This window comes from Chelativorans sp. AA-79, assembly GCF_029457495.1.
Lineage (GTDB): Bacteria > Pseudomonadota > Alphaproteobacteria > Rhizobiales > Rhizobiaceae > Chelativorans.
In genome coordinates, this window is the sequence record NZ_CP120361.1 from 2,396,157 (window position 1) to 2,420,346 (window position 24,190).

General features: G+C 64.2%; 29 protein-coding genes and 2 pseudogenes. All 31 read right to left on the bottom strand.

Annotation, left to right across the window (positions count from 1 at the left end; genetic code table 11):
• The 31 genes and pseudogenes from trbK-alt to PVE73_RS11745 all read right to left on the bottom strand — a co-directional run bounded on the left by trbK-alt (position 1) and on the right by PVE73_RS11745 (position 23,919).
• Positions 1-375 (bottom strand): putative entry exclusion protein TrbK-alt, encoded by a 375-nt coding sequence (gene trbK-alt, locus PVE73_RS11595; RefSeq protein ID WP_277367062.1) that lies wholly within the window; start codon positions 373-375, stop codon positions 1-3.
• An 11-nt stretch (positions 376-386) separates the two neighbouring features.
• Positions 387-1,148, bottom strand: a complete 762-nt coding sequence (gene trbJ / locus PVE73_RS11600; protein ID WP_277367063.1) for a P-type conjugative transfer protein TrbJ — start codon at positions 1,146-1,148, stop codon at positions 387-389.
• Positions 1,145-3,388 (bottom strand): conjugal transfer protein TrbE, encoded by a 2,244-nt coding sequence (trbE, locus tag PVE73_RS11605; protein WP_277367064.1) that lies wholly within the window; start codon positions 3,386-3,388, stop codon positions 1,145-1,147. The genes trbJ and trbE overlap by 4 nt, the downstream gene beginning before the upstream one ends.
• Positions 3,389-3,396: 8 nt before the next feature.
• Positions 3,397-3,675 carry a VirB3 family type IV secretion system protein gene (locus tag PVE73_RS11610; protein WP_277367065.1) on the bottom strand — a complete coding sequence of 93 codons (279 nt, stop codon included), beginning with the start codon at positions 3,673-3,675 and terminating at the stop codon, positions 3,397-3,399.
• A complete protein-coding gene (locus PVE73_RS11615) occupies positions 3,675-4,007 on the bottom strand; it encodes a TrbC/VirB2 family protein (protein WP_277367066.1) in 333 nt (110 codons plus the stop codon). Before PVE73_RS11615 ends, PVE73_RS11610 begins: the two co-directional genes overlap by 1 nt.
• Positions 4,004-4,987, bottom strand: a complete 984-nt coding sequence (gene trbB, locus PVE73_RS11620; protein WP_277367067.1) for a P-type conjugative transfer ATPase TrbB — start codon at positions 4,985-4,987, stop codon at positions 4,004-4,006. Before trbB ends, PVE73_RS11615 begins: the two co-directional genes overlap by 4 nt.
• A 167-nt stretch (positions 4,988-5,154) precedes the next feature.
• Positions 5,155-5,577 (bottom strand): ribbon-helix-helix protein, CopG family, encoded by a 423-nt coding sequence (locus tag PVE73_RS11625; RefSeq protein ID WP_277367068.1) that lies wholly within the window; start codon positions 5,575-5,577, stop codon positions 5,155-5,157.
• A gap of 7 nt (positions 5,578-5,584) precedes the next feature.
• Complete coding sequence (locus PVE73_RS11630; RefSeq protein WP_277367069.1) at positions 5,585-7,570, bottom strand: conjugal transfer protein TraG; 1,986 nt, start codon at positions 7,568-7,570, stop codon at positions 5,585-5,587.
• Positions 7,571-7,714: 144 nt separating this feature from the next.
• Positions 7,715-8,329 (bottom strand): DNA-3-methyladenine glycosylase I, encoded by a 615-nt coding sequence (locus PVE73_RS11635; protein WP_277367070.1) that lies wholly within the window; start codon positions 8,327-8,329, stop codon positions 7,715-7,717.
• A gap of 80 nt (positions 8,330-8,409) precedes the next feature.
• Positions 8,410-9,390 (bottom strand): cyclase family protein, encoded by a 981-nt coding sequence (locus PVE73_RS11640; protein WP_277367071.1) that lies wholly within the window; start codon positions 9,388-9,390, stop codon positions 8,410-8,412.
• Positions 9,391-9,530: 140 nt separating this feature from the next.
• On the bottom strand, positions 9,531-11,030 hold the full coding sequence (locus PVE73_RS11645; protein ID WP_277367072.1) for an FAD-dependent oxidoreductase: 1,500 nt from the start codon (positions 11,028-11,030) through the stop codon (positions 9,531-9,533).
• Positions 11,031-11,133: 103 nt separating this feature from the next.
• Entirely contained in the window at positions 11,134-11,421 is a 288-nt protein-coding gene (locus PVE73_RS11650) for a hypothetical protein (RefSeq protein ID WP_277367073.1), read from the bottom strand.
• A 113-nt stretch (positions 11,422-11,534) separates the two neighbouring features.
• A complete protein-coding gene (locus PVE73_RS11655) occupies positions 11,535-12,140 on the bottom strand; it encodes a TetR/AcrR family transcriptional regulator (protein ID WP_277367074.1) in 606 nt (201 codons plus the stop codon).
• Complete coding sequence (locus PVE73_RS11660) at positions 12,137-12,901, bottom strand: glutathione S-transferase N-terminal domain-containing protein (RefSeq protein WP_277367075.1); 765 nt, start codon at positions 12,899-12,901, stop codon at positions 12,137-12,139. The genes PVE73_RS11655 and PVE73_RS11660 overlap by 4 nt, the downstream gene beginning before the upstream one ends.
• Positions 12,902-13,049: 148 nt before the next feature.
• Positions 13,050-14,788 (bottom strand): annotated as a pseudogene (locus PVE73_RS11665) (DUF3363 domain-containing protein).
• Positions 14,789-15,031: 243 nt separating this feature from the next.
• On the bottom strand, positions 15,032-15,679 hold the full coding sequence (locus tag PVE73_RS11670; protein ID WP_277367428.1) for a lytic transglycosylase domain-containing protein: 648 nt from the start codon (positions 15,677-15,679) through the stop codon (positions 15,032-15,034).
• Between the two features lie 136 nt (positions 15,680-15,815).
• A complete protein-coding gene (locus tag PVE73_RS11675) occupies positions 15,816-16,151 on the bottom strand; it encodes a DUF736 domain-containing protein (RefSeq protein ID WP_277367076.1) in 336 nt (111 codons plus the stop codon).
• 46 nt (positions 16,152-16,197) lie between these two features.
• A complete protein-coding gene (locus PVE73_RS11680; RefSeq protein WP_277367077.1) occupies positions 16,198-16,743 on the bottom strand; it encodes a S26 family signal peptidase in 546 nt (181 codons plus the stop codon).
• Positions 16,740-17,249: a DUF2840 domain-containing protein gene (locus PVE73_RS11685; protein WP_277367078.1), complete on the bottom strand. Its 510-nt coding sequence runs from the start codon at positions 17,247-17,249 to the stop codon at positions 16,740-16,742. Before PVE73_RS11685 ends, PVE73_RS11680 begins: the two co-directional genes overlap by 4 nt.
• Entirely contained in the window at positions 17,246-17,500 is a 255-nt protein-coding gene (locus PVE73_RS11690) for a hypothetical protein (RefSeq protein ID WP_277367079.1), read from the bottom strand. Before PVE73_RS11690 ends, PVE73_RS11685 begins: the two co-directional genes overlap by 4 nt.
• Positions 17,497-18,132, bottom strand: a complete 636-nt coding sequence (parA, locus tag PVE73_RS11695; RefSeq protein WP_277367080.1) for a ParA family partition ATPase — start codon at positions 18,130-18,132, stop codon at positions 17,497-17,499. Before parA ends, PVE73_RS11690 begins: the two co-directional genes overlap by 4 nt.
• Positions 18,133-18,340: 208 nt before the next feature.
• On the bottom strand, positions 18,341-19,219 hold the full coding sequence (locus PVE73_RS11700) for a replication initiator protein A (RefSeq protein WP_277367081.1): 879 nt from the start codon (positions 19,217-19,219) through the stop codon (positions 18,341-18,343).
• 10 nt (positions 19,220-19,229) lie between these two features.
• Positions 19,230-19,505: a helix-turn-helix domain-containing protein gene (locus PVE73_RS11705; RefSeq protein WP_277367082.1), complete on the bottom strand. Its 276-nt coding sequence runs from the start codon at positions 19,503-19,505 to the stop codon at positions 19,230-19,232.
• 140 nt (positions 19,506-19,645) lie between these two features.
• The gene (locus tag PVE73_RS11710; RefSeq protein WP_277367083.1) at positions 19,646-20,185 is read right to left on the bottom strand and encodes a DUF2285 domain-containing protein; all 540 of its coding nucleotides are present in this window, start codon (positions 20,183-20,185) and stop codon (positions 19,646-19,648) included.
• Positions 20,109-20,417: a DUF6499 domain-containing protein gene (locus PVE73_RS11715; protein WP_277367084.1), complete on the bottom strand. Its 309-nt coding sequence runs from the start codon at positions 20,415-20,417 to the stop codon at positions 20,109-20,111. Before PVE73_RS11715 ends, PVE73_RS11710 begins: the two co-directional genes overlap by 77 nt.
• Before the next feature lie 119 nt (positions 20,418-20,536).
• Entirely contained in the window at positions 20,537-20,761 is a 225-nt protein-coding gene (locus PVE73_RS11720) for a DUF2285 domain-containing protein (protein WP_277367085.1), read from the bottom strand.
• A 159-nt stretch (positions 20,762-20,920) separates the two neighbouring features.
• Positions 20,921-21,171 (bottom strand): annotated as a pseudogene (locus tag PVE73_RS11725) (hypothetical protein).
• 342 nt (positions 21,172-21,513) lie between these two features.
• Positions 21,514-21,897, bottom strand: a complete 384-nt coding sequence (locus PVE73_RS11730) for a response regulator (protein WP_277367086.1) — start codon at positions 21,895-21,897, stop codon at positions 21,514-21,516.
• Positions 21,897-22,325 carry a response regulator gene (locus PVE73_RS11735; protein WP_277367087.1) on the bottom strand — a complete coding sequence of 143 codons (429 nt, stop codon included), beginning with the start codon at positions 22,323-22,325 and terminating at the stop codon, positions 21,897-21,899. Before PVE73_RS11735 ends, PVE73_RS11730 begins: the two co-directional genes overlap by 1 nt.
• 164 nt (positions 22,326-22,489) lie before the next feature.
• Complete coding sequence (locus PVE73_RS11740) at positions 22,490-23,431, bottom strand: transposase (RefSeq protein ID WP_277367088.1); 942 nt, start codon at positions 23,429-23,431, stop codon at positions 22,490-22,492.
• 167 nt (positions 23,432-23,598) lie between these two features.
• Positions 23,599-23,919 carry a DUF736 domain-containing protein gene (locus tag PVE73_RS11745; RefSeq protein WP_277367089.1) on the bottom strand — a complete coding sequence of 107 codons (321 nt, stop codon included), beginning with the start codon at positions 23,917-23,919 and terminating at the stop codon, positions 23,599-23,601.
• Between the last annotated feature and the right edge of the window lie 271 nt (positions 23,920-24,190).

Below are 24,190 nucleotides of genomic sequence, written 5' to 3' on the forward strand. Positions count from 1 at the left end.
CTACTCGGCGTCTTCGGTGTGCGGCGTCGCCTCACGACGATGCGCTTCGTGCGCTGACGAGCCTTGGGCGGGCGCCCCGCCGCGCGTTCGCGACTGCTCCCGATCCGCTGCCCTGTTCGGGCTCCCAGCGGTCAGGAAACGCCGGCGGCTCTCCGCCCAGGCGCGCAGGCAAGCGGGATCGCGCGGACCCGCCTCACCGAGGCTCTGACAGCGGAAGAGCTCTGCCTGCAGCGTGTCCTCCGCATTCGCCTGCACTGGGTGCGCGGGGGCCATCTCCGACCGCTCCTCCTTCCGGCTCAGTTCGATGACCGTCGCGGTGATCGCGATCGCGACGAAGGCGACGGCGCCGAGCCGGGCGAGCATTTTTCCGTCCATGACGAGGCCTCTCAGTTGCCGTCCGGGAACATGCTCGCGTTGCCAGGTTGGTAACCGGCGCCGGGTGTAAGGAAGCGTCGGCGCTGCTCGCGGCCTTGCTCGGCTGCCGCCGCGCGTTCCGCTTCGGCGAGCGCACGCGCGCGGCCATCGGCGGCGACGACCGCGGTCAGGTCTGCGAGCTGTTGCGCCTGAAGGGCGAGGATCTGGTTACCGGCCTGCGCGGCTTGCAGGGCGCCGGTCGCACCTTGGCTCTGGCCGAGGAGCGCCGACATCTCAGCGCGGTTGGTATCGAGATTGCCGACGACCGTTGCCTGCACGCGCATGGCGTCCTGCAAGCCGCCCACGGTATGCTGCCACCGTGTTCGCGCGTCGGCGATGAGCCGCTGGTCGGACGCAGACAGCGAGGCATTGCCGTAAGTCGTCTGAAATGCCTGGTCGATCTGTTGAACGTCGAAGGCGACGCCCTGCGCCTGGGCGAGAAGCTGCTGCGTGCGCTGGATCGACTGTTCTAGGCGCTGCAGCGAGGAATATGGCAGGCTGGCGAGATTTCTTGCCTGGTTGATCAGCATCTCGGCTTCGTTCTGAAGCGACGTGATCTGATTATTGATCTGCTCCAAGGCGCGCGCCGCCTGCAGCACGTTCTGCACGTAGTTTGTGGGGTCGTAGACAATCCACTGTGCCGATGCAGGCGGGGTCACGAGGGGAGCAATCGCGATCGGGAGCGACAGGAGAGACGCGGCGACAAGTGCCGCGCGCGAGCGACGAATGATCATGGGGTGGTCTCCAGATTGGTGAGATCGGGAACAAGATCGGCGGCCCAGTCGACGCCGCGGTGGCGCAGCCAGGCCGTGAGAAAGCCTTCGCGGCCTGCCTCCGCGTAAATGCGCGCGATGTCCTGTTGGTCGGACTTCGATGACGCGGCCGTCAGCGCGATGATGGCCGGCGAGATGGGGGAATTGTCGATATCGGAGAGCGACTGCGTGGCGAAGACGACGGACGCATTCTTCTTGCGCAGCGTCTTCAGCCATTCCCGCAATTGCGTCGCAAAGCCCTCATCGTCGAGGGCAAGCCAGCCCTCGTCGATGATAAGGAGTGTCGGCCGGCCATCGAGCCGATCCCCGATGCGGTGGAAGAGATAGGCGAGCACGGCCGGAGCCGCACCGGTGCCAATCAAGCCCTCCGTCTCGAAGGCCTGCACCGATGCTTCGCCGAGATGTTCGTGCTCGGCATCAAGGAGGCGACCGTAGGGGCCGCCGACGCAGAATGGCCGGAGCGCCTGCTTGAGGTCGTTGGACTGGAGCAGGACCGCGAGGCCCGTGATCGTCCGCTCCGCGACCGGCGCGCTGGCGAGCGAGGTCAGCGCAGCCCAGAGAAGCTCCTTGACCTCCGGCGTGATCGCGACTCCCTCGCGCGCGAGGATCGCGACGATCCAGTCGGCCGCCCACGCGCGCTCTGGCACATGTTGGATGCCGGCGAGCGGCTGCAGGGCAACGCTCTCCGTCGATCCTTCCGTCAGCCCGCCGCCGAGATCGTGCCAGTCGCCGCCCATGGCGAGCGCCGCGGCGCGGATCGATCCTCCGAAATCGAAGGCGAAGACCTGCGAGTTCCGATAGCGGCGGAACTGGAGCGCCATCAGCGCGAGCAGTACCGATTTTCCGGCCCCCGTCGGGCCGACCACGAGCGTGTGACCGACGTCGCCGACGTGAAGAGAAAGTCGGAACGGCGTCGAGCCCTCGGTCTTGCCGAACAGCAAGGGGGGCGCGCCAAGGTGCTCATCCCGTTCCGGGCCGGCCCAGACAGCCGACAGCGGGATCATGTGTGCGAGGTTAAGGGTCGAGATCGGCGGCTGACGGACGTTGGCATAGACATGGCCCGGCAATGAGCCGAGCCATGCGTCCACCGCGTTGATCGTCTCGGCCATTGCCGTGAAGTCGCGGCCCTGAACGACCTTTTCGACGAGACGGAGCTTTTCAGCAGCGATGCGTGGGTCGGCATCCCACACGGTCACCGTCGCTGTGACGTAGGCCTGGCCCGCATAGTCGGCGCCAAGTTCTTGAAGCGCGAGATCGGCATCGGCCGCCTTGTTCGCGGCATCCGTGTCGACGAGTGCCGAAGCCTCGTTGGTCATGACCTCTTTGAGGATGGCGGCTATGCTTTTCCTCTTTGCGAACCACTGCCGTCTGATGCGCGTAAGGAGCTTGGTCGCGTCGGTCTTGTCGAGCAGGATCGCGCGGGTCGACCAGCGGTAGGGAAAGGCAAGCCTGTTGAGTTCGTCGAGGAGTCCGGGCGTCGTGGCGCTTGGAAAGCCGACGATCGTCAGGACGCGAAGGTGCGCATCGCCGAGCTTCGGCTCGAGGCCTCCGGTGAGGGGCTGGTCCGCCAGCAACGCGTCCAGATACATCGGGGTCTCGGGGACGCGGACGCGGTGCCGCTTCGCCGAGATGCATGAGTGCAGGTAAGTCAGCGTCGCGGCGTCATCGAGCCAGAAGCACTCTGGCATGAAGTTCTCGATGAGCTGAAGCACGCGGTCGGTGCGATCGACGAACGCGCGCAGGATTTCGCGCGGATCGACGCTTCGGTCGGCCTTGCCTTCGTAGAGCCAGTTCTCCGCGCGCGCGGCCTCTTCGGCTGGTGGGAGATAGGCGAAGGTCAGGAAATAGCTCGACTCGAAATGCGCCGTCTCTTCTTCGAAATCGGCCTTGCGCTCCGCATCGACCAGAGCGGACGCGGGATCGGGAAACCGGCTCGCCGGATAGGCGCCGACGCCGTAGCGCTGCGCCTCGACGAAGATCGCCCAGCCCGATCCAAGGCGGCGGAATGCGTTGTTCAAACGGCCGGCGACCGCGACCAGCTCGGCTGGAACGGCAGAGTCGAGATCTGGCCCGCGGAAACGTGCCGTCCGCTGGAAACTGCCGTCCTTGTTGAGAACGACGCCTTCTCCGACGAGAGCAGCCCAGGGCAGGAAATCCGCGAGGCGAGCGGCGGTTCGGCGATATTCGGCGAGGTTCATCATGGTCCGGCTCAGACCGCTAGAAAGGAGGGGACGCGGAGATGCCGACGCGTGACCTCGACGAACATCGGGTCGCGCTTCGCAGCCCATACCGCCGCGAAATGGCCGAGCGCCCAGAGCCCGAGGCCGACGATCCAAAGCCGTAGGCCGAGGCCGAGAGCGGCCGCCAGCGTCCCGTTGAGGATCGCGATCGACCTTGGCGCGCCGCCGAGCAGGATGTGCTCCGTCAGCGCGCGGTGGACGGGCACTGAGAAGCCCGGGACCTCGGTGCTGTCGGCGATGCCCACCATCACACGAGCGCTCCACCGCCGAAACTGAAGAAGCTGAGAAAGAAGGAGCTGGCCGCGAAAGCAATCGAGAGACCGAAGACGATCTGGACGAGTCTCCGAAAGCCGCCGCTCGTGTCACCGAAGGCGAGGGTCAGGCCGGTGACGATGATGATGATGACCGCGATGATCTTGGCGACCGGTCCTTCGATCGACTGTAGGATCTGTTCGAGCGGTTGTTCCCACGGCATGGAGGAGCCGGAGGCATGTGCGGCGGGTGCAAGCGCGATGCTGACGACAGCGGCCGCGGTTGCTGCAGCAAGATGACGACGGAGTTTCTGAAGGTTGCGGATCACCTATGATCTCCTGTGACGGGTTCGGTTGCGGGTGTGACGCGGTAGTCGCCGTTGGACGTCAGGCCATGGACGCGCGCGAGCTCGGCGAGACGGCGCGATGATCCGCGGCCGCTGAGGACAGCGACAAGGTCTATGGTCTCTGCGATGAGCGCGCGCGGGACGGTGACGACAGCTTCCTGGATGAGTTGCTCAAGACGGCGCAGCGCCCCGATGGCGGTACCGGCGTGAATGGTGCCGACGCCCCCGGGGTGCCCGGTTCCCCAGGCTTTCAGGAGATCCAGCGCCTCCGCGCCACGCACCTCGCCGATGGGAATGCGATCGGGACGAAAGCGAAGCGAGGAGCGAACGAGTTCGGAAAGCGAGACGACGCCATCCTTCGTGCGCATGGCCACGAGGTTCGGGGCCGTACATTGAAGCTCGCGTGTGTCCTCGATGATGACGAGGCGATCCGATCCCTTCGCGATCTCGGCCAGGAGCGCATTCGTGAGCGTTGTCTTGCCGGTGCTCGTCCCACCCGCGACCAGGATGTTCGCTCGGGCGGCGATGGCTTCTCGCAGAACAGCAGCTTGCTCGAGCGCCATGATGCCGGCGGCGACGTAGTCGTCGAGGGTGAATACCGCGACCGCCGGCTTGCGGATTGCGAAGGCCGGCGCAGCGACGACGGGCGGCAACAGGCCTTCGAAACGCTCGCCCGTTCCGGGAAGCTCGGCCGACACGCGGGGGCTTGCGGCGTGGACTTCTGCGCCGACATGGTGGGCGACGAGGCGGACGATGCGCTCTCCGTCAGCGGCGGACAGGCGCTCGCCTGTGTCGGCAAGGCCCTCGGCGAGCCGGTCGATCCAGAGCCGCCCGTCGGGGTTGAGCATCACCTCGACGATCGACGGGTCTTCCAGGAATCCGGCGACCGCTGGCCCAAGGGCAGTTCGCAGCATGCGCGTGCCGCGAAGTATCGCCTCTGTTTGCTGGAAGGAATTCGCCATGTCGTCCCCGTTCTTCGCGGGACCACTCGAGAGCGGCCCTGGATCGGGGACGAGTAGAAGAGGCAGAAATTCGGGCGACGCAACAACCGCAATGTGATCGGCGTATTGTGGCGTGCAAATACAGGGAAACGGCGGAACGGCGGCAGTCTTGTGCGGGGTCGTTGGCTCTATTCGGCCGGGACGTCTTCGGAGACTTCCTGACGAAGCCGCGGGCCCTTGGCGAGCCGGCGGCCGAGCGCGGCAACAAATGCGTCGTACCGCTCGCCCGCCTGGGCGCGCGCGGCGGCTTGGGCCGGCTCGGGCAGGGGTGGATTTGTCGTCAACCAGTGCCGGACGAAAACCGCCAGCGTCTCGATCGCGATGCCAAGATCACGCTCGAGGCGTGTCATGCGCCGGTCGAGCTGATCGAGTCGCTTCGTAATCGCCGCCTCCTGCCGTTCGGCTGCGTCGGGTGATAGGAACGAGGCGATCCCAGCTTCGGCCACGAGCGAGCGCGATTGGCCCCGCCGCGCCGCGTATTCGGCGAGCGCCTTCATGATTTCTGGTTCGAGGTAAACCGAAAGCCGCTGCTTCTTGCCGGGAATCGGCATGGCGTCCCTACAGCTCCATGCCGTCGTTGGGGTCGAGCGAGACCTGGCGCGCGATGCCTTGCATCAGACGGTTCACGCGGCTCATGCGCGCCGCGTCGCCCGGATCGTCATCCACCTGGTCGATCTCGAACTCGTTCTCCATCGGGGCCTTCTTTTCCACCGCCGCCATGCGGGTGAGCTCGGGCTGGCGCCGCTTCTCGGAGCCGGTGGGATCGTCGTCGTCGCGTCCGCTCGATGATTCCGGCAGCTCGAACGCTGGGCGCGGCGGCAGGGGCATAGCCGTCCAGTCGTTCGGCCGCGGCGTGGTCATCTTGGTGGTTTCTGGCGGCGGAAGGATACGCTCCTGGAACCGTGGGTCCTCGAAGTAGCGGGCCTTTTTTGCGCGAAGTGGTGGCGTGCCGGCCACCATGACGATCTCGTCGGTGGGAGCGAGCTGCATAATCTCACCCGGTGTCAGCAGCGGTCGCGGCGTCTCGGATCGCGAGACCATAAGATGGCCGAGCCAGGGGCTTAGCCGATGACCGGCATAGTTGCGCATGGCCCGCATCTCGGTCGCGGTGCCGAGCGCGTCGCTGACTCTCTTGGCGGTCCTTTCGTCGTTGGTCGCGAAGCTGACCCGGACGTGGCAGTTGTCGAGGATCGAGTTGTTCGGCCCGTAGGCCTTCTCGATCTGGTTCAGCGACTGCGCGATGAGGAAGCTCTTTAGGCCGTAGCCTGCCATGAACGCCAAGGCGCTTTCGAAGAAATCCAGGCGACCGAGGGCGGGAAACTCATCGAGCATGAGGAGGAGCCGGTGACGCCGGCCCTTCGTGTCAAGGACTTCGGTAAGGCGTCGGCCGATCTGGTTGAGGATCAGGCGGATCAGAGGCTTGGTGCGCGCGATGTCCGATGGCGGCACGACGAGGTAGAGAGTCGACGGCGTCGGTCCTCCGACGATATCGGTGATCCTCCAGTCGCAGCGGCGCGTGACCTCGGCAACGACCGGATCGCGATATAGGCCGAGAAAGGACATGGTGGTGCTCAAGACGCCACTTCGCTCGTTGTCGGACTTGTTGAGCAGCTCGCGCGCAGCACTGGCGATGACCGGATGTGGACCTGTCTTGCCCAGATGCGCGGTCTTCATCATCGCGGCAAGCGTCGACTCGATCGGGCGTCGCGGGTCGGAGAGGAAGGAAGCGACGCCGGCAAGCGTCTTATCCTTTTCAGCGTAGAGCACGTGGAGGATCGCCCCGACCAGGAGTGCGTGGGACGTCTTCTCCCAGTGGTTACGCTTCTCAAGGCTACCTTCGGGATCGACGAGGATGTCGGCGATGTTCTGGACGTCCCGGACCTCCCATTCGCCTTTGCGCACTTCCAGCAGCGGGTTGTACGCCGATGAGCTTGGGTTGGTCGGATCGAACAACAGGACGCGACCGTGCTGCGCCCTAAATCCGGAGGTGAGCTGCCAGTTCTCGCCCTTGATGTCATGGACAATGGCGCTGCCCGGCCAGGTGAGCAGCGATGGTATGACGAGGCCAACACCCTTGCCGGAGCGGGTTGGGGCGAAGCAGAGGACGTGCTCTGGCCCGTCATGCCGGAGGTAGTCGCGTCCCAGTTTCCCGAGCACGACACCATCTGGACCGAGAAGGCCTGCCGCCTTCACCTCGTCGAGGCGCGCCCATCGCGCCGACCCATAGGTGTCGACGTTCTTTGCCTCACGCGCCCGCCACACCGACATGGCGATGGCGACGAAGATCGCGATGAAGCCACCGGAGGCGGCAATGATTGCGCCGCGCACGAAAATGGCGGGCGCATATGCGTCGTAGAAGTACCACCACACGAAGAACGATGGTGGATAGTAAACGGGCCAACCGAATAGATAGAACCACGGCTCGCCGAGTTGCGCTTGAAAGCCCAGTTGCCAAGCCGTCCACTGCGTCGCAATCGAGGTCGTGGCGAGAACCGCCGCACAAACCGCGAGGAGCTGTCCCCAGAGGATTTTCGATCCAGACACCCGATCATCTCCATCTGGAGGAGAGATCGGGAGATTTGCTTGGGATTTTCAAGCGCGTTTCGCCTGCTTCGCGGGTCGTCGCGCTGTAGCGGAGAAATACAGGGATTATCGTACTCACGAGCGGGAGGAATTGGGCGCAATGCCTCAACAACGGGCTGGCGTTATGAAGCTCTTGCGCGCGCGCTCGACCTTGGCTCTCGCGATACACTGCTCGACGTGATCGTTGATTAGGCCCATCGCCTGCATGAACGCATAGACGGTGGTCGGGCCGACGAACTTCCAGCCACGCTTCTTGAGTTCTCGCGACAGCGCGATCGACGCTGCGGAGGTCGAGGCGGTCTGCGGGCTTGCGAGCTGCTTGTCGTCTGGCTCGTACCGCCAGATGAAGGCCGCGAGCGAGCCTTCTTGTCTCGCGAGTTCCTGAGCGCGCTGCGCGTTGTTGATGACCGCTTCGATTTTGCCGCGATGGCGGACGATGCCTTCATCCTTGAGCAGGCGCTCGACGTCACGCTCTGTGAAGCGTGCGATCCTGTCAAAGTCAAAATCGTGAAAGGCCGCACGAAAGTTCTCACGCTTGGCCAGAATGGTGCGCCAGCTCAGTCCGGACTGAAAACCTTCCAGGCTCAGCTTTTCGAACAGGCGGTAATCATCACTGACGGGAAATCCCCATTCATCGTCGTGGTAGGCAAGAAACTCCGGCGCAGCGTTCGACCAGGCGCAACGCGGCGCCCCGTCCGGTCCGATTACCGTTCTTCCCATTGATAATCTCCTCACTCCTGCCTTTGCCGTGTCCGCGGGTTTCGGACCGCGGACACGGCGTCCTCTGACGAGCTCCGGCTTCAGCCCCTGGCGGCGATCGGGATCGCTAGCGGCCGCATCGGCGAGCCGGTGGCGCCGCGGAGCTTCAGCGGCGCTGCGACGAACAGGAACTCGTAGACCTTGTCTTTGGCGAGATCCTCGAGCCACATCACCTCCATGAAGGGCACGCCCTTCTCGGCGAGGAGATAGGTGTGGACGGGGGCGAAGTTCTCGGCATTCGTTGACGGGAAGCTTTCCAGGCCGAAATTGTCGGCACCAAGCAGCATCACCTGCTGCCTCTCGACCAGCCATTGCGCCGCCTCAAGGCTCAGGCCGGACTGGTTGAAGAGCTGGTATTGCGACTTGTCGGGCCAGACCGTCATCAGGCCGGTGCGGATCAGAACCACGTCACCCGGGCGCAATTCGCTGCCCTGCCGGGCCAGTGCCCCCTCGAGGTCTGCGGGAGTGATAGCATAGGAGGCGGGCAGGTGTTGCACCCCCTTGAACGCTGCGAGGTCGACAAGCACACCCCGTGCCACGATCGGCGGTATCTTGTCGGCGCCGGATCTGGTCCAGCCGCGATCGCCCAGTGCCTCGCTGGCGCTTATTCCATTCCAGATTCTCCCGTGGAGGCCGAAATGATTGAGGCTGTCGATATGGGTGCCGGTATGGGTGTTCATCAGGATCGTGTCGCTCGAGTGGGACACGAGCGCCCCGCCTTCCTGGCGCGTCGGCTCATGGGTCTTCCAGATCTGGTAGGCCGGGTCGCCGAACGCTTCGGCACAGCATGTGGGCATTCCGACGAACAGGTCGACTGACAGGTCGTAGACCTTTCCGCTGTGGACTTGCTGCAGAATGTCCAACCGCGACTGGTCGGTCATCATGTTGAGCGTGCCTATCTCGTCGTGGGAGCCCCAAGGGCTGCGCCCCGCAACGTCGGTTGCGATCTGCGCATAGGCACCTGTGCCGGCCATGGCGAACGCGATGCACAGTGTAGTCAGGTGAAGTATCAGTCGACTCACGGTTATTGCTCCTTTTGATGCATGTGAATGGTGCATCGGCGCAGCAGGGTCCTCCGCTCGACCTCGCCGGGCGATCCTTGAACTCTCTCGGGAAGCGTTCAGCCGAGCAGGAAGCTCATCCGGACGGTAGGGGCGGGCACCTACGTGCAGCCGGCAGTAATGATTTCATCCGCGGCGCGCTCACCCGACTCAATCGCGGTGGTCATCCACCCGATCAGGGGAGAAGTGTGTTCGCCGGCAAAATGCACACGCCCTTCGGGCCTTCCCCTGGCCTGGAACGGGCCGCCCATTTCTGCGAGCCCAGTCCACGCCCAGCCGCCTTCCACCCAAGGATCTTCCTGCCAGACCTTTTCGGCAGCGGCGACAACTTGGTTCGATGTCAATCCCGGTAAAAGGTTGTCGTGGATATGCTGGCGCATGGTTTCGACGCGGTCCGGCATCGCTGCGTAATCGGTCGCGTCGGCATCGAACATGTAAGATTGGATCATGCCCATGTTCGGATCGGCCTGCTGAGAGCTCGTGTTCCAGATGCGGCCAGCGAACGTGTCGGAGCCCACGAGGTTCAGACCGCCGAGTGGGCCGAGCGGATCGGTCGTCCAGAAGCGCGTCCTCGTCTGGAAGGCGCAGCGCGCCACCGGCATGTATCGGAGGTTCTCAATCGCGCTCATCTTGTCGGCCGCAAACGGCGTTGCGATGACGACCTTGCGCAGGGTCGAAAACGGAAGCGCGCACACACAGCGGTCGGCACGGATCTCGTTCTGCCGGCCGTGCTTGTCGAGGTAGGTTACCATCACCTCGCTCTCGCTCTGGTCAAGGCGCACAACCTTGCACCGGAGCTTGATCCGATCGCCAAGCGCCGCGGCAAACGCCTTGGGCAGTCTGTCATTGCCACCAGGAATGCTGGTCGGCTGCTCGCCGCCGAAGCCGGCCAAGAGCCGCTCCGTCGCGGGGCCCGCAAACGCATTGAGTCGTCTGACATTGCCCTCCAGCGTGCAGAACCACTCGATCCAGCCCTGTGAGGCGCCTTGTCTCAACAAGAATTGCTCGACAGTGAACTTATCGAGTTCGAGAGCCGACGGCTGGTCGTTCGGCCACCCTGGAGCGTTGACGTCGCCAAGCATCTCGAAGCCGGGGCCAAGATATGTCGCGAGGAAGGCATATGGATTTGCCTTTTCGGCTTCGGACATTTCGGCAATAGGCCAAGGCTGACCGGCCGGTGGCGGTGCGAAGCGCGAACCTTCCATGAAGAAGGCGCTTGTGCCGGTGTCGTAGGGCACGAGCGGGCCGAGCTCGAATAGATCGACGTATTTGAGTGTTGCGGCGTGCGTGCTGAAGATGCGCGTCGCACCCATCTCGGCGTGACCGCCGGCGTCGAAGCCGTCCCGAACCGTCAGCACCCGGCCACCGACGCGGTCCTGCCCCTCGAGCAGGATGACCTCGTAGCGCTGGTTCATCAGCCTGTACGCTGCTGTCAGCCCGGCCAAGCCACCGCCGAGAACCACCACGCGCTTGCCGTTGCAGTCTTGTCCATCGGCGGCAGCGGCCGGGCCGCTATCCAAACCGGCCAGTAGTCCGGTGCCTAAAGCGGTTGAAAGGTAGAGGAATTGGCGCCTGTCGATATGAACCAGTAGTGGGTTCATTGAAAATTTCCTTCGTCACGGGGTTCAGCGTCGCGCCGACGCGAGTTGAAGCTCCGCCTCTGGGTCCGGCGCAATTGCCGGTCCCCTGAGGTGGCCGCCAGCTTCAGCCGACCAGGAAACTCAGCTGATCGCTCGTCTTCGAGGGAGCGATTTCCAATATTTCGGCGGTCACAACGCTCTCGGCCACGAATGGGTCGCTATTCACCCGGTCCTGCAACTCAGACAGGGACGTATTGTGCGCCAATATTCCACCGCCCAGGTTGGGCTGAAGGGTGCCAACCAGCAGAAACACGCCATCGTCGAAGCCGCGTTGGATCCACGCGTTGTGGTCTTGCATCAGACGGGCGGCCTCGCCTTTGTTGCCGGAAAATCGGAGTAAGACGATGAACATCGTGTGCGCTCTCCTGTTCGTGATCAGTGGGGGGCCGCCGTGTGCCGCGAACATCGCTCGTCTGTCGCGATGCACTTGGCTGAGATCTGCTTTCTCGGACTTGTACTGGGCGTTCAATGCCTCGCGCGGGTGCCCTGACTCAGTTCAGACGCGGTCTTGCCGACGTATGATTTCAGCCAGTCGCACATCTGCTCGACTTCCTGCTTGATGAATCTCTCATCGCGGAAGGCGCTTGCCAGCGTTGCGACACCCTGGCTGCGGGCCAGAATATGCATGGCCAGTTCGTCGGCGTCTTCGCGTCCGAGCAGGGCGAACTGCCGGCGCAACCAGGTCCGAAAGAGCGTGAAAAGCTTGTTCGCCTCGCCCTGCGAGGCATGGTTCAGCTTCGCAAGCTCGCTGCACAACGTGCCGACGGGGCAGCCGTAACGCTTTATGTCGGCGCGGTTCGCGATCAGGATGAAAATGAAGCTCCGGATGCGATCTTCGGGCGTTTCACCCTCGACCTCCCATCGCTGCAACATCTTTCGCGTGTTGGCCAGACGCTCATTGATGACGGCGTCCAGGATCTCGTCCTTGGTCTTGAAGTAGTAGTAGAAGTTGCCGCGCGATATCTGCACGGCATCCGCAATGTCCGAGAACGAGGTGTGCTCGAAGCCCTGCCGATAGAAGAGATCGTCCGCGGCTTCGACGATGTGTTCGCGAGTGCTCTTTGCGGTCATGACACGCGCGCCCTTTCCAACGAAGCTTCGACAACCGTCGCTGCCGTGTGCCCGAACAAGGATCTCGCAAAGTTCCGCTGTTCCTCGCTTCCGGGAGCAGGCGGCGGCTGGCGCAGTTCGGCGCCGGCGGCCATCCCTCTCTGGACGGCCGGACGCGCCCCGATGCGATCAAGCCAAGCCACAACGTGAGAAAACGGGCTCACGTCCTGGCCAAAGAAGCTGGCCGTTGACACCCATGGATAAAGCGCCATGTCGGCGATCGAGTAGTCTCCGGCCAGGAACGTGTTGCTGGCCAGCCGCCGGTCGAGGACCCCGAGCAGCCGGTCTGCTTCGTTGCTGTACCGCTTTGCCGAGTACTCTATCTTGACCGCATCATCCACGAGGCGCGGCGCATAGACGTTGAAGTGGCTGGCCTGGCCGAACATCGGTCCCACGCCCGCAACCTGCCAGAACAGCCACTTGTCGACCTCGATCCTCCGGCGCTCGCCCGTCGGATAGAACTTGCCTGTCTTGCGACCGAGATACTGCAGGATGGCGCCCGACTCGAACACCGAAACGGGAGCGCCGCCAGGGCCTTCGTGATCGACGATCGCCGGCACACGGTTGTTCGGGGAGATGGCAAGGAACTCCGGCGCGAATTGCTCGCCCTTGCCGATGGCGACCGGCCGGATGGTGTAAGGCAACCCCATTTCCTCGAGCGCGAGCGTGATCTTCCATGCGTTGGGCGTCGTCCAGAAAAAGACTTCGATGGGTGTGGTCATACAGCCTTCCCGCGGGGTGGTGAATGCGATTTGGACGGTCGTCCTAGCGCAATCTAGGACGACCGTCCAAATCCTGTCAAGCGGGTCCTCGGGGGCAGCGGACTGCTCCTGACAGGTTTTCTGAGGCAGCGGATGAACGTTGTGGTGGTCATAGGCCGATTCCCCGTTTGCGGCTGAAGCTCCAATCAACGCCGCCGTCGCTCCGCGCGACGCCCGAGACATGGCGGCCGAGGTACCGTTCGAGGGACGGCGACCATGGCACGAGCTGAAAGCCGAGGCCGTCGTCGAGCATCGCGAACCGGCCGGAGGCGAGATCGAAGCGGCGGCGGTATGTGCCCGCGACGTATTCGCCGACGCCCACCTTGGCGGCCGTTTGGCCGGTCTCGGCCGCGAGACGCTCGCTCAACTTGTCCAGCTCGCGACGCTGCAGCGTCTCGATGAGGTTGCGGCTGAAGCTGACGCCGCGGCTCTGCCGCTCGGCCATACCCTGACCGATCAGATGGTCGGCGCGGCGCTGAAGCGCGTCACGGACCTCGGCGCCGAAACCGCCGCCGCCGAGCGCGACCGGCTTGCGCGCGACAGCCTGGCGGTCGAGCCAGGTGGCGCCGTTCGCTGTGATCTGCTGTTCGAGCGGGAGGTCCGACCGGACAGCGAGCGCGACGCGCCGCCGGCCCGGTGCATCGTCGAACCTACGCAGTTCGACGATCGAGTCGGGGCGGAGTCCCCGGCCGCATTGAGATCGGCGAGCTTGATGTGGTGGGTGCGGCCATCGACGCCGTCGACGACGACGTAGGTGGTGCCCTTCAGTTCGTCGTCGAGCCCGCGCGTCAGCAAGCGGCCCACGATCGGCTCGTCCAGGCTTTCGCCGGCCAGCACGTAGCTCGCTGCGCCGCGTTCGATGGCGCGCTCCGCGAGGCCGCGATGAATCCGCTTGATGATGTCGCCACGTTCGCCCAGTTGGCGCAGGCGTTTCTCGGCCGCGTCGGAGATGACCCATTGGCCCGGCCCGATCTGATCGGCGAGGCCGAGAGCCTCCAGCTTCCGCAGGCGCCCGACTTTCAGCGCGTGGAATTCGTCGGGCTGGCGATCGGCGCGGGGCGCGAGATCGATGACGCCTGTCCGATAGGCATCGCGCGCGAGCTGGCGGTCGAGGTTCGTCCAGCGCTCGGCCTCGATCTGGCGCTCCAGCGCGGTGCGGATGTCGTGATCGGTGCGCGGGCCAAGTTCCTGCGTGATCAGGTCGCGCGCCCGGTCGCGCATGCCTTCCTTGATGTAGTCGCGCGAGATGACGAGGTTTTCGCCGTCGTTGCGAACGCCACGCACGATCAGGTGGACGTGCGGATGCTCGGTGTTCCAGTGATCCACGGCCACCCAGTCGAGGGTCGTCCCGAGATCCTTCTCCATCTGGCCGACCAGGTCGCGCGTGAACTGCCTGAGGTCGGACATCTCGATCGCGTCGTCCGGCGACACGATGAAGCGGAAGTGATGACGGTCGTCCGAGCACCGCTCCGCGAAAGCCTTCGGGTCGGACTCCCCTGTTTCGGGACCGAAGAGCCGCGCTCGCTCCCCGTCCCGGGTGACGCCCTCGCGCCGCAGGTAGCCGAGATGCGTCAGGAGCGGCGCGCCGCGCGCGCTGTGGCGGACGACGCGCGCCTTCACGACGGCGCCGCGCGATCGCGAGGTGATGAGCCGGTTGGCCTGCACCGAGGCGCGCTGGCCGCGGCCGAAGCGCGAGCGATGGCCGGGACCGATCGTCCCCTTGCGGGAGACCGAGCCGCCCGCCCGCTGGGCGGCGGCCAGCGCCTGCGCAATGAAGGGCCGCGCCCGCTGCGCGCGGGTGGAGCGGATGCGGCCAGGCCGGATGCGGAAGTCGTCCTCGGAGCTCATAGCCGCAGCCCCGCACATCGCGCCAAGAGACTGAATTCGTTGCAAGAGTGCCGAAGGCGCAGTCTGCGCCGGGACGGCGCACCTCGCGGCTTCGGCCTATAAGTCATTGAAAAAGCACAACCGCCACGGAGCGCACATCGCGCCCTTTATCCTGCCATCGTGCGGTCGTGGTTCCAAGCTCCTGCCTCAACGCACTCCATTCCACGCCTGAACACGCCATGACGCGAATGGGGACGGCAGTCGTCATTGCGGCCTCTCGTTGCCGCCGCGTGCTACGAATAGAGCGGGTGAACGCGCTGAGAATGCGCTGGTGTCTTGCATTCGTGGCGCGTTCGGTCCGCTCTCGCGCTGACGCTCGGGATGCATTGCGGCTGCTTTTCCGACGTCATCAGAGCGTGCGACGAAGAGCGGGGCGCTCATCCAAGCAAGCGGATCAGCGCGCGTCGACGGCTTTGCATACGGCGGCGGGTCAACCCCGAGAAGGGGTGCGATCGTGGCGACATAGGCCCGCGTCTCGACCGGCAGATCGCGCGTGCCCGCAAGGTACTCGTCGTAACGCCGGGGCCCTGCATTGTAGGCGGCCAGCATGGCGCTGACATTGCCGTATCGGTCGTACATCTCGCGCAGGTACGCGGTGCCGGCGAGAATGTTGTCCCGCACATCGAAGGGGTCGCGACCAAGATCGTAGCGGGCGCGCAGCTCAAGCCAGGTTTCCGGCATGACTTGCATAAGGCCGATCGCGCCAGCAGAGGATACGGCGCGGATATCATGTGCGCTTTCGGCGCGCATGACCGCGCGAATCCAGGACGCCGGAATGCGGAAGCGGCGCGAGGCCACGTCGATGTGGAGGGCGATGGGGCTCGCCTGATCGGCGCTGGCGGACGGCACCACCTGAGCGCTGGCCGAACCGCTGATCGTGACTACCGAGAGCAGGTCGGTAAGGAGAAGAGCGGTGAGACGCCGGGCGGGCAAACGCCGCCCGGGCCTCATGATCCGCGTTGGTGAGGTGCAGCAGATGGGCATTCCGTCAGTCCCGCTCGGCGCGCTTCTGCGGACGTGTCCAATGCAAACCCCAGACGGACTTGCCCTCGCCCGATTGAAAGAGATTGGCGCGGATCGGCTGTCCGAGTGCGGGGTCGTCGATCTGGACCGAGACGTAGTCGCCAGCCTTCTCACCGGTGCGCTTCCAGCCTGCGCCGATCTCCGGGCCATCGCCGTCACCGAGATGCGCGCGATAGTCCGGCGCGTTCTCGGCGTCCGAATGTTCCGCCGGAACCAACACCATCTCGATGTCGAGTGAGAGCGTGCGGACGCGTCCGGAATAGCCATCCTTGGTGCGGGTGAACTCTCCGATCTGAGGCATTTCGGTCTCCTTGGTGGTGCGATGAGAGGGATGACAGTGCGCACCGTCACCGCGTCGCTGCGCGCCATTCGAACTGTCCGGTGCCTTCCTCATCGGTCCACAGCGGCAGCGCGTGGCCGACGATTGCGCTGGCGGGGAGCGGGCCGAAGTAGCGCCCGTCGAGGCTGTCCTCGACCCACCAGTTCATGAGGAAGACCTCGCCGTCGGCGATGCGGCGGCAGCCCTGCCAGATCGGCAGTTGCCGGCCGAGCCGGTCGCGCACCAGCGCATCGCCCATGTCGATGCCGTCGACTGTGACGTGCATGCCATGGCGGCAGACTTCTTGCCCCGGAAGCCCGGCAACACGTTTCAGGAGCGGCACGCCGCGCGGCAGGTAGTGGCGCTCAGCCAGGAAGGAGGAGAGCGGTTCAGGCGCGTTGACGACGACCAGGTCGGTGACCTCAAGCCGATCCGCCGGCGCGATCGTATAGAAGCCAATCGGCATGCTGGCGGAAGCGTTCCAGATGAGTCGGGGCGTCACGGGGACGAAGGAGCCGACGCCGATCGACATCGCGGCGAAGTACGTGGTCATGACGTAGCCAAAGCGCGTCATGACTCGATCTCGCGGCGCAGTAGGATCGCGCGATGTTGCTCGACCGTGTAGGCGCGCGGTTCCTGGCCCGCAGTCAAGCGATTGTGGACATGCCGCCAGTGATGCGGCGAGACCTCGCTCGGATCGATTCCAGCCGACTCAATAGCGTCGATGACCTGGAGGACGCGCTCGACCTTCGGCCAGCTCTCCATCTTGAGGAGGATGTCGCCGCCCGGCCGCACGAAAGGCAGTGTGGAATAGCGCTCGCCCGGCGTGATCGTGCGCACGATGTCGATGCGCGAGATGAGCGTGCCGTGGTCGTTCGAGGCCCAGCGAACGAAGGCGAAGACGCTGTTGGGCGTGAAGCTCAGGACGCGGCGGCGTCGGTCGAGGATCTGCTCATCCTTCTCCTTGCCGAAGCGAATCCAGTATTCGACCTTCTTCTCGATCCATGTCAGCTCGACGCGCGTGAGGCCGTCGACGGGAAGCGGCGACGGCACGAGACGCAGATGCGACGCGCCGGTCATGGCAGGTCTCCTTCGGCTGGAGGGAATTCGCGGGCGAGCAGGTCGCGCAGCATGTCCGCGACGGTCAGGCCGCGCTGGAAGGCGACGATCTTGATGCGGCCGCGCAGCTCCGGAGTGATGTCGATCGTCAGCCGCGCGGTGAATGCGGCCGCGTCGCTGTTGCCGCTGGAGCGCGGTTCCGGCGCCTTGATCCAGCGTTCGGGGTCGGCCGGTCGCGCGATGAAGGCGCGTTTGGAAGAGCGCTGAGTCATCGCGCCAGCCTCCCGACTTCGCTCGCAAGGGCAGTGATCTCGCGCGCCGCGCTCGTTGCGTGGGCTTCCCAGACGAGGCGGCCGGATTGCGCGGCGTCGGCAAAGGCGATGCGCTGGCCGACCTTGGAGGTGAGCAGCGGCGGATCGTGATCGGCGAGCGTGAGCGCCGTCTCGCGCGCGATGATCGTGCGTGCGCCGCACCGATTGAGCACGAAGCGGGCGACGAGCTGTGGCCGGTAGACGCGCGCCTCGCTCAGCAGCGCGAGCATCTCGGCCGAGCCCCAGCCGTCGAACGGCGATGGCTGCACCGGGATCAGGATGATGTCGGCCGCGAGCAGCGCCGAGCGCATCAGCCCGGCGACGCGCGGCGGGCCGTCGATGACGATGTGATGGACGTTGCGCGCGAGCTCGGGCGCTTCGCGATGAAGCGTGTTGCGCGGTAGGCCGATCACGCCGAACAGGCGTGGTAGGCTTTCGCGGGCGCGCTGCTGCGACCAGTCGAGGGCGGAGCCTTGCGGATCGGCGTCAATGACGGTGACACGCTGGCCACGCCGCGCCCACTCGCCGGCGAGGTGAAGAGCGAGCGTCGTCTTGCCCACCCCGCCTTTCTGGTTGAGCAGCGCGACGATCATGGCGCGCCCCGCTCTCGGCGGCGCTCATGCACAGGTGTGGATTTCGGAGCGGCCGTTAGAAAGATTCCGAAGGAATCTTGGTTAGAAGAGTTACGGCGCGCGCAATGGCTTGAATCAGCGTGCGGATTCGACGATTCCGGTCCCCGATAGCACGAGGATCGGGTCCCCGATGGCACGATAGGTTCGGTCCCTGATAGCTCGAGACGATTCACAGCTTATCCCCAGCGCGCGAGGTCCCGCGCTGCTCCAGCGAAGCGAGGGCAGCGGGATCGATGGGCGCGAAGGTGAGGCGTTCGGGGGCGTCCGGCGGCTGCTCGATGGTCAGCCGGTAGCCAGGCAGCGTCTGCCTGCGAACGATGTCGCGCAGGTCGTAGGCGAAGTGCTTGAGCGGCGAGAGGCTGCCTGACTTCACGTGAAGGTAGGCGACGTCGAAGCTCCAACCGTGCTGCTGGCGGCCGCCGTGCTTGCGCACCACCCGATACAGCCAGCGCTCCAGTCCGCCGGTCAGCCGGAAGTAGGCGCGGTCGATCGTCAGCACCAGCGCGTCGTCGAGGACCGCGGCGTAGAACCAGTCCGGCACGATCAGCTCGAGGCCGAGCGGACGGCCGTGTGCGTCCGCGCGCTCCTTCCACTCGTTGATCCAGGAGAAGCGGTGCATCCGCCGCTCGTTTGGCTGGCGGATCGAGGTCGCGACCGTGGTCGATTGCAGGCGGTCGAGCGCGGCTTTGAGACGATCGTAATCGCGTGCGCTCACGCCTCGGCCGATGAAGGAGAGAATCTCGTAGGGCGTTGCCGCCATCAGGCGCGACGGCTTCAGGCCGAGGTCGCGCGCCTCGACGATCTGCGAGGCTGCCCAGATCAGCACGTCGGCGTCCCAGATGGTCGCCATGCCGTGCTCGGGCACCGCCTCGACGCGGATAACGATCGTGCCGGCTTTGAAGTCGATCGGCGTCAGCCGCTTCGACTTTGCGAGAGAGAAGAATGGGTAGGCCATGAGGTCCTGCGCATCGCGCGGCGCGAGATCACCCGGCAGCGCCCGGAAGAGATCGAGCTGTTCCCGCTCATTGGTGCGTCGCGACAAGGACATGCGGTGCCTCTTAGCGACGGCTGCGGCTGGCCTGCCCCGCGGCCGCGTTATGACGCTTGGCCGGCAGCACCGAGCCGCGCGGGTCGGATGTCGATGTGACGGCGCCGCGGTCGGCCCAGGCTTTCAGGTCGTCGAGCGCATAGACGACGCGACCGCCGAGCTTTCGATAGGCTGGGCCGGTGCCGTAGGTGCGATGCTTTTCGAGCGTTCGGCTGGAAAGGCCGAGGAAATCCGCAGCCTCGGGCGTGCGCAAAAAGCGCGGCGGCAAGCCGGCAAGATTGGTCATTGTCGCACCTCCGGGCGTTCGTTCAGATTGCCGGCGAGCACCGGCGAGCGAAGGCCACGGTGGCGGAGGAAAAGCAGTGTGGGGGATGGGGAAGATGCGAACGCTTAAATCGCACCCCCGGGGTCGGGCAGGCGCCGAAGCTATCGACGGCGGCGCCGACGCAGAAGTGCGCGATAACCGCCATCGATCAGCGAGAGGCCATCTTTCACGAGGTCGATCGTCACGTCGCGGAGCGGTGAGGTCTTCCAGGGCATTTCTGAAATGCGAGCGGGTCCGAAGATTGCCTCGGCGATCTCGCGATAGCTGGCGCCCTCATTGTGGCCGTCAACCGCCTGCAGCATGCGTCGAAGCCTGCGCCGTTGTTGCGCGGTGAGTCGAGGATCGGGCGGAACGCGGCGATTGTTAAGGGCTCGCCACAGGCGCATGGCGGCATCGATGCGATCATGGCCATCAGCGCCAAGTGGCAAGACCGCCACGATAGGCTGTTCCGGCGAGGTATCGGGCGTCAGAAAGACGCGGATTGTTCTGGCGCCATGGCCAAACAATATGCTTTGTCCATCGGGACTGCTATGCGCGTGATCGCTTGCAAGGTCTGCGAGAGACTTAACCTCGACGGACGTAAGCTGCGACACCGAGGAGAGGATGACGGTGCCTGGATCTACCTCCGGTGCCCAGAACACGGTGGCCTCGGTCGCGGCAAGCGATGGATCGATCGGGAAAGCGTAACCCCCAGCGCTGACGCACAAGGTCTACGAGACGATCAGCGTCGGCGATGGGGTTTCCGCCTTGCCCGTAATCTTGCTGATAGCGCTTGTTGCGCCTGAGCGCTTCCCAGGCGGCATCGGGGGCGTAGAGGCTATCCACGTAGTCATACGATGAGGATGATCGCCAATGCGTCGTGTCGGGTCGCATGCCCTCTCCTCCCTTCCGCGATACGTTGGTGCGGAGGACGGACACGATTACCAGTTGTACGAATTGCGGGAAGACCCATGGGTGGCAACGGGTGATGCCGGGACGGCACCACCCTACGGTTAGACGCCGGCTTCGCGCACGAGCTGTCGATATCCCTGCTCGGTCATCCAATGAGCTCGGGCAAGATGGCTGCGATGCACGCGAAGGGCGCGGTCGGGTTCCTTTGCGGGATCAATCCCGAACAAAACCTCGACCGCCTCATGCCAGTCGGCACCGTCGCTCTCGGCGTCGAGGAGACGCAGATAGAGCTTCATGTGAGTTCGGTCATAGCTCGTGAGAGCCATGCTCTGCGGCGGCTCATCCATGAACGGAACGTGTTTCAAATCGAAACCCGCGGGTTGACGCGTCTTCGCGTCAACGAATTGTTAACGCTACGCGGTCTGACGCAAAGTGCAAAGGGGGGAGCTTGAACGATGATGGGGCCGTTCACGAATCGTGCGGCGTCATCGTTTGGTGCCGGCCTCGACTTTCGCGCGGACAAGCATCACTCCTTCGCCCTGGTCGGACGACAGGAAGACAATGCCGTTGGCCTCTAGCGTGCGACGGACCTGGTCTTCCGTCGACTCGTAGACGCCGTGGTGACCGGATTCGAGGCGCTTCAGCGCCGTAAGCGAAACAACGGCCCGGTCAGCAAGCGTTTCCTGCGTCCATGCCAGCAAGCGCGAGCGGCCCGCGATTGTCGGGCGGTGATCATGCATGATCACCTCCCATTGGGTCGAGCGAGCGCGCCAGAACTACGACTAAAATAGTCGCTCTTGATCAGGGAAGCGAGCGAAAATGGGGGCCAAAGACGGGCAGTTGTCCGAATCACGGCGAACTGATTCGGTCGCTCTGGCGACTCGCCTATTTGAACGAGGCTGGGCCCCGCCCGGGGAACCCGGGCGGGGCCTTGGGCTCGCCTCACTCGCCGCTGCGGCGGCCGTTGGGGCGGGACCAGATCAGCAACTGTGTTTTGAGGTCGCAGACCGGAAGCAGGAAAGTGCTCAGCGAGCAGCAATACCGCCGGGCTGGCTGGCGGCGCAGCCGTGGACGGCGTTCACCTTGCACGCAACCGCTTAATGTGATCCAGGATCAGCCTGTGATCATAGGGCTTTGCGAGATGCGGACCTTCCTCGCAGAGATCGCCGGCCGTATCGGCAATGCGTTCTACGGCGCTGGCGAGCAGTATCTTCACCTCGGGCTTGGATTTGCGGATCCAATGCGACAGCTCGAATCCGCTGATTTCCCCAGGAAGCTCGACGTCGGACAGGACGATATCAATGGTAAAGTCCGGATGTTGGAGCGCCTGCAGTGCTTCCGTCCCAGTCCCCGCCTCGAGCACACGGAAGCCGCAGTGGCGCAGATACTCGGCGATCACAGTTCGGGTTATTACGTCGCCGTCGACGATGAGGACGGTTTCGGCTGCAACTTCCTGCTCCATCAGCCATCCCTCTTTGCAGGGCTCGCCTCGATCATTGCCATTATCGCCGTTGCCAGTTGATCGCTTTGGGTCGGCTTCGAAACGAAGAGATCGATGAGATGACCGTGCTCCTCGTTCGGTGCGAGATGGCCTGACATGATGACAGTTCTTAGACCTGGGCGCTCCTGTCTGACAGCACGCGCTACGTCGAGGCCATCGCGGTTGCCAGGCATCCGTACGTCCGTCACGACAAGGTCTAGGCGAGCGGTCGACTTCACGACATCGATCGCTTCGTCGGCATTGCTGGCCTCGATCACCTGACACCCCAACCGTCTGAGCTCATCGGCGATGTCGAACCGGATGATGGGTTCATCCTCCGCCAAAAGCACCACGGGCCTATTCGCATCGAATTCATGCCAGAGGACAAATTTAGCAGCCATCGGCTGCATTCTGGCGCGAGATTATTATGTTGGCCATTATTTACCCCTTCGAAACTAACTTGTCTCAGGGAGTTCAGTTCCTCGTTGCTGCAAATAAATCAGTAATATGGGCTGGGTCAGCCACTCGGAGGCCGCTTCATGCCCGTTCCACCCGGCTACCCCTTTGACAGCAGTTACACTAGTTGATGCTCCTGCCACCGCTCGCCTGACCGGGCCATCGCGTTGAGAATGGTGAGCATTTTTCGCATGCACGCGGTGATCGCGACCTTGGCCGGCTTCCCGACGGCACGCAGCCGCGCATAGAAATCAGCGACGAGACGATTGAAGCGGCACGCTGTGAGTGTTGCCATATAGAGAACGTGGCGGATGACTCCGCGCCCGCCCGTGACGAAACGATGTCCCCTTCGCCGGCCGCTGTCGCGATTCATCGGCGCAACACCCACCAGGCTCGCGATTTCCCTTCGGCTGAGTGTACCGAGTTCGCGGAGGTTGCCGATCAGTGTGCATGCGAGGAGTGGGCCGACACCCGGGACACTGGTCAGGAGATCATAAAGCTTTCGTTTGTCGGAGTTGCGCACCAACTGCCGCATCGTGGCGTCGATCTCCTTACATTCACGCATTGCGGCTTCAAGTCGCTTGTCAAGTGTGTATCGGATCGAAGGATTTGTCAGCCGCCGGAGTTGATTCCGGATGGCGATCGTTTCGCGGATCAAGAATCGGCGGTATGTCAGATAATCGCTGAGTTGGGCCTCCAGGTTGGACTGCGGGCGTGTCTCGCGTGGACGAAACACCTCGGCGAATTTTGCAATCATCTCCGCATCGATTGCATCCGTCTTCGCTGTTCGTCCTGCACCTTTCGCAAAATCCCTGACATGCCGAGGATTGACAATTGAGATTGCGATGCCGGCCTCGACCATCGCCGCGAAGCATCGTTTCTCGTAACCGCCACTTGCCTCGAGAACGACGCGTTCAACGCGGAGCGGTTCCAGGATGTTGATCAGTTCGGCGATACCGCGGTGGTTGTTGGCAACCGAGACGCTATGAGCCTGAGGCAGAATGTGAACGTCGAGGCGGTCCTTAGAAACGTCGATCCCAACGTAGCTACCGATTTCCATATACGTGTCCCATCCTTGTAAGTTCGGGGTCGCTCCCCCAAGCAACTGTTCGGGCTTCGGCATGGAACGACGCAGTCCCTTGCTAATCTTCGGGCTTTTGCGCCAAGGCTGTAGTCGGGCTCTGCGTCGGAGGCTTGGGGCCGCCCAGATGGACGGCCCCGGAGTCCTCAGTCGGTCTTCCTAGCAGGTCTCGACCACACAAGGCTGTAGCCTTCGCCTTCCTCGTCATCGAACAGGTTGGCGTAGATGGGAGCCGTGAACGACGGGTCGTCGAGCTTGAGACCCAGATAGTCGCGGCCCTCGTTGGAGCGCTTGGCCCAGGCGGCGCCGATCTCGACGCGGCCCACGAAGACGCGGTGGCTGGGGGCGTTCTCTCCCGAGCGGTTGGTCTCCGGGACGATGCGGACGTTCTTGGCCTGGACGCTGAGGGTGACGATCTGGCCGACGAACTCGTTGCCGGACTTCTTGAAGGTGCCGATGGTCGCCATGGTAGTTCTCCTTGATCTCTGTTTCGAGCCCGCACCATTGCGGCCTCGATGGCGATCGGTTGGCCGGAGGCGATCGACGCCGCACCTGCGCGCAGGCCGTAGCGCAGCGGAGGATGGCAGCCGGGAGACTTTCTTGTTTCGCGAGGAATGGGCGTAGCCCAGGGGAAGAAAGTCGATCGGCGCCATTGCGGCATAGGCGATCGAGGCGAAGCCGTCCTTCGGCCAGATCAGCCCATCAAAGAGGCCGCTTGGAGCGCTCGATCAGACAGAG

Excerpts from the sequence above, each read along its gene's own strand:
- parA (WP_277367080.1), bottom strand. The coding sequence starts at position 18,132 with ATGATCGTCGCGCTGCTCAACCAGAAAGGCGGGGTGGGCAAGACGACG.
- PVE73_RS11650 (WP_277367073.1), bottom strand. The coding sequence starts at position 11,421 with ATGTTCATCGTCTTACTCCGATTTTCCGGCAACAAAGGCGAGGCCGCC.
- PVE73_RS11625 (WP_277367068.1), bottom strand. The coding sequence starts at position 5,577 with ATGCCGATTCCCGGCAAGAAGCAGCGGCTTTCGGTTTACCTCGAACCA.
- trbK-alt (WP_277367062.1), bottom strand. The coding sequence starts at position 375 with ATGGACGGAAAAATGCTCGCCCGGCTCGGCGCCGTCGCCTTCGTCGCG.
- PVE73_RS11680 (WP_277367077.1), bottom strand. The coding sequence starts at position 16,743 with ATGACGCGCTTTGGCTACGTCATGACCACGTACTTCGCCGCGATGTCG.
- PVE73_RS11720 (WP_277367085.1), bottom strand. The coding sequence starts at position 20,761 with ATGGCTCTCACGAGCTATGACCGAACTCACATGAAGCTCTATCTGCGT.
- trbJ (WP_277367063.1), bottom strand. The coding sequence starts at position 1,148 with ATGATCATTCGTCGCTCGCGCGCGGCACTTGTCGCCGCGTCTCTCCTG.
- PVE73_RS11660 (WP_277367075.1), bottom strand. The coding sequence starts at position 12,901 with ATGACCACACCCATCGAAGTCTTTTTCTGGACGACGCCCAACGCATGG.
- PVE73_RS11745 (WP_277367089.1), bottom strand. The coding sequence starts at position 23,919 with ATGGCGACCATCGGCACCTTCAAGAAGTCCGGCAACGAGTTCGTCGGC.
- PVE73_RS11740 (WP_277367088.1), bottom strand. The coding sequence starts at position 23,431 with ATGGAAATCGGTAGCTACGTTGGGATCGACGTTTCTAAGGACCGCCTC.
- PVE73_RS11730 (WP_277367086.1), bottom strand. The coding sequence starts at position 21,897 with ATGGAGCAGGAAGTTGCAGCCGAAACCGTCCTCATCGTCGACGGCGAC.
- PVE73_RS11700 (WP_277367081.1), bottom strand. The coding sequence starts at position 19,219 with ATGTCCTTGTCGCGACGCACCAATGAGCGGGAACAGCTCGATCTCTTC.
- PVE73_RS11715 (WP_277367084.1), bottom strand. The coding sequence starts at position 20,417 with ATGCGACCCGACACGACGCATTGGCGATCATCCTCATCGTATGACTAC.
- PVE73_RS11735 (WP_277367087.1), bottom strand. The coding sequence starts at position 22,325 with ATGCAGCCGATGGCTGCTAAATTTGTCCTCTGGCATGAATTCGATGCG.
- trbE (WP_277367064.1), bottom strand. The coding sequence starts at position 3,388 with ATGATGAACCTCGCCGAATATCGCCGAACCGCCGCTCGCCTCGCGGAT.
- PVE73_RS11610 (WP_277367065.1), bottom strand. The coding sequence starts at position 3,675 with ATGGTGGGCATCGCCGACAGCACCGAGGTCCCGGGCTTCTCAGTGCCC.
- PVE73_RS11690 (WP_277367079.1), bottom strand. The coding sequence starts at position 17,500 with ATGACTCAGCGCTCTTCCAAACGCGCCTTCATCGCGCGACCGGCCGAC.
- PVE73_RS11655 (WP_277367074.1), bottom strand. The coding sequence starts at position 12,140 with ATGACCGCAAAGAGCACTCGCGAACACATCGTCGAAGCCGCGGACGAT.
- PVE73_RS11705 (WP_277367082.1), bottom strand. The coding sequence starts at position 19,505 with ATGACCAATCTTGCCGGCTTGCCGCCGCGCTTTTTGCGCACGCCCGAG.
- trbB (WP_277367067.1), bottom strand. The coding sequence starts at position 4,987 with ATGGCGAATTCCTTCCAGCAAACAGAGGCGATACTTCGCGGCACGCGC.
- PVE73_RS11685 (WP_277367078.1), bottom strand. The coding sequence starts at position 17,249 with ATGACCGGCGCGTCGCATCTGCGTCTCGTGCCGTCGCCGCTTCCCGTC.
- PVE73_RS11635 (WP_277367070.1), bottom strand. The coding sequence starts at position 8,329 with ATGGGAAGAACGGTAATCGGACCGGACGGGGCGCCGCGTTGCGCCTGG.
- PVE73_RS11645 (WP_277367072.1), bottom strand. The coding sequence starts at position 11,030 with ATGAACCCACTACTGGTTCATATCGACAGGCGCCAATTCCTCTACCTT.
- PVE73_RS11675 (WP_277367076.1), bottom strand. The coding sequence starts at position 16,151 with ATGCCTCAGATCGGAGAGTTCACCCGCACCAAGGATGGCTATTCCGGA.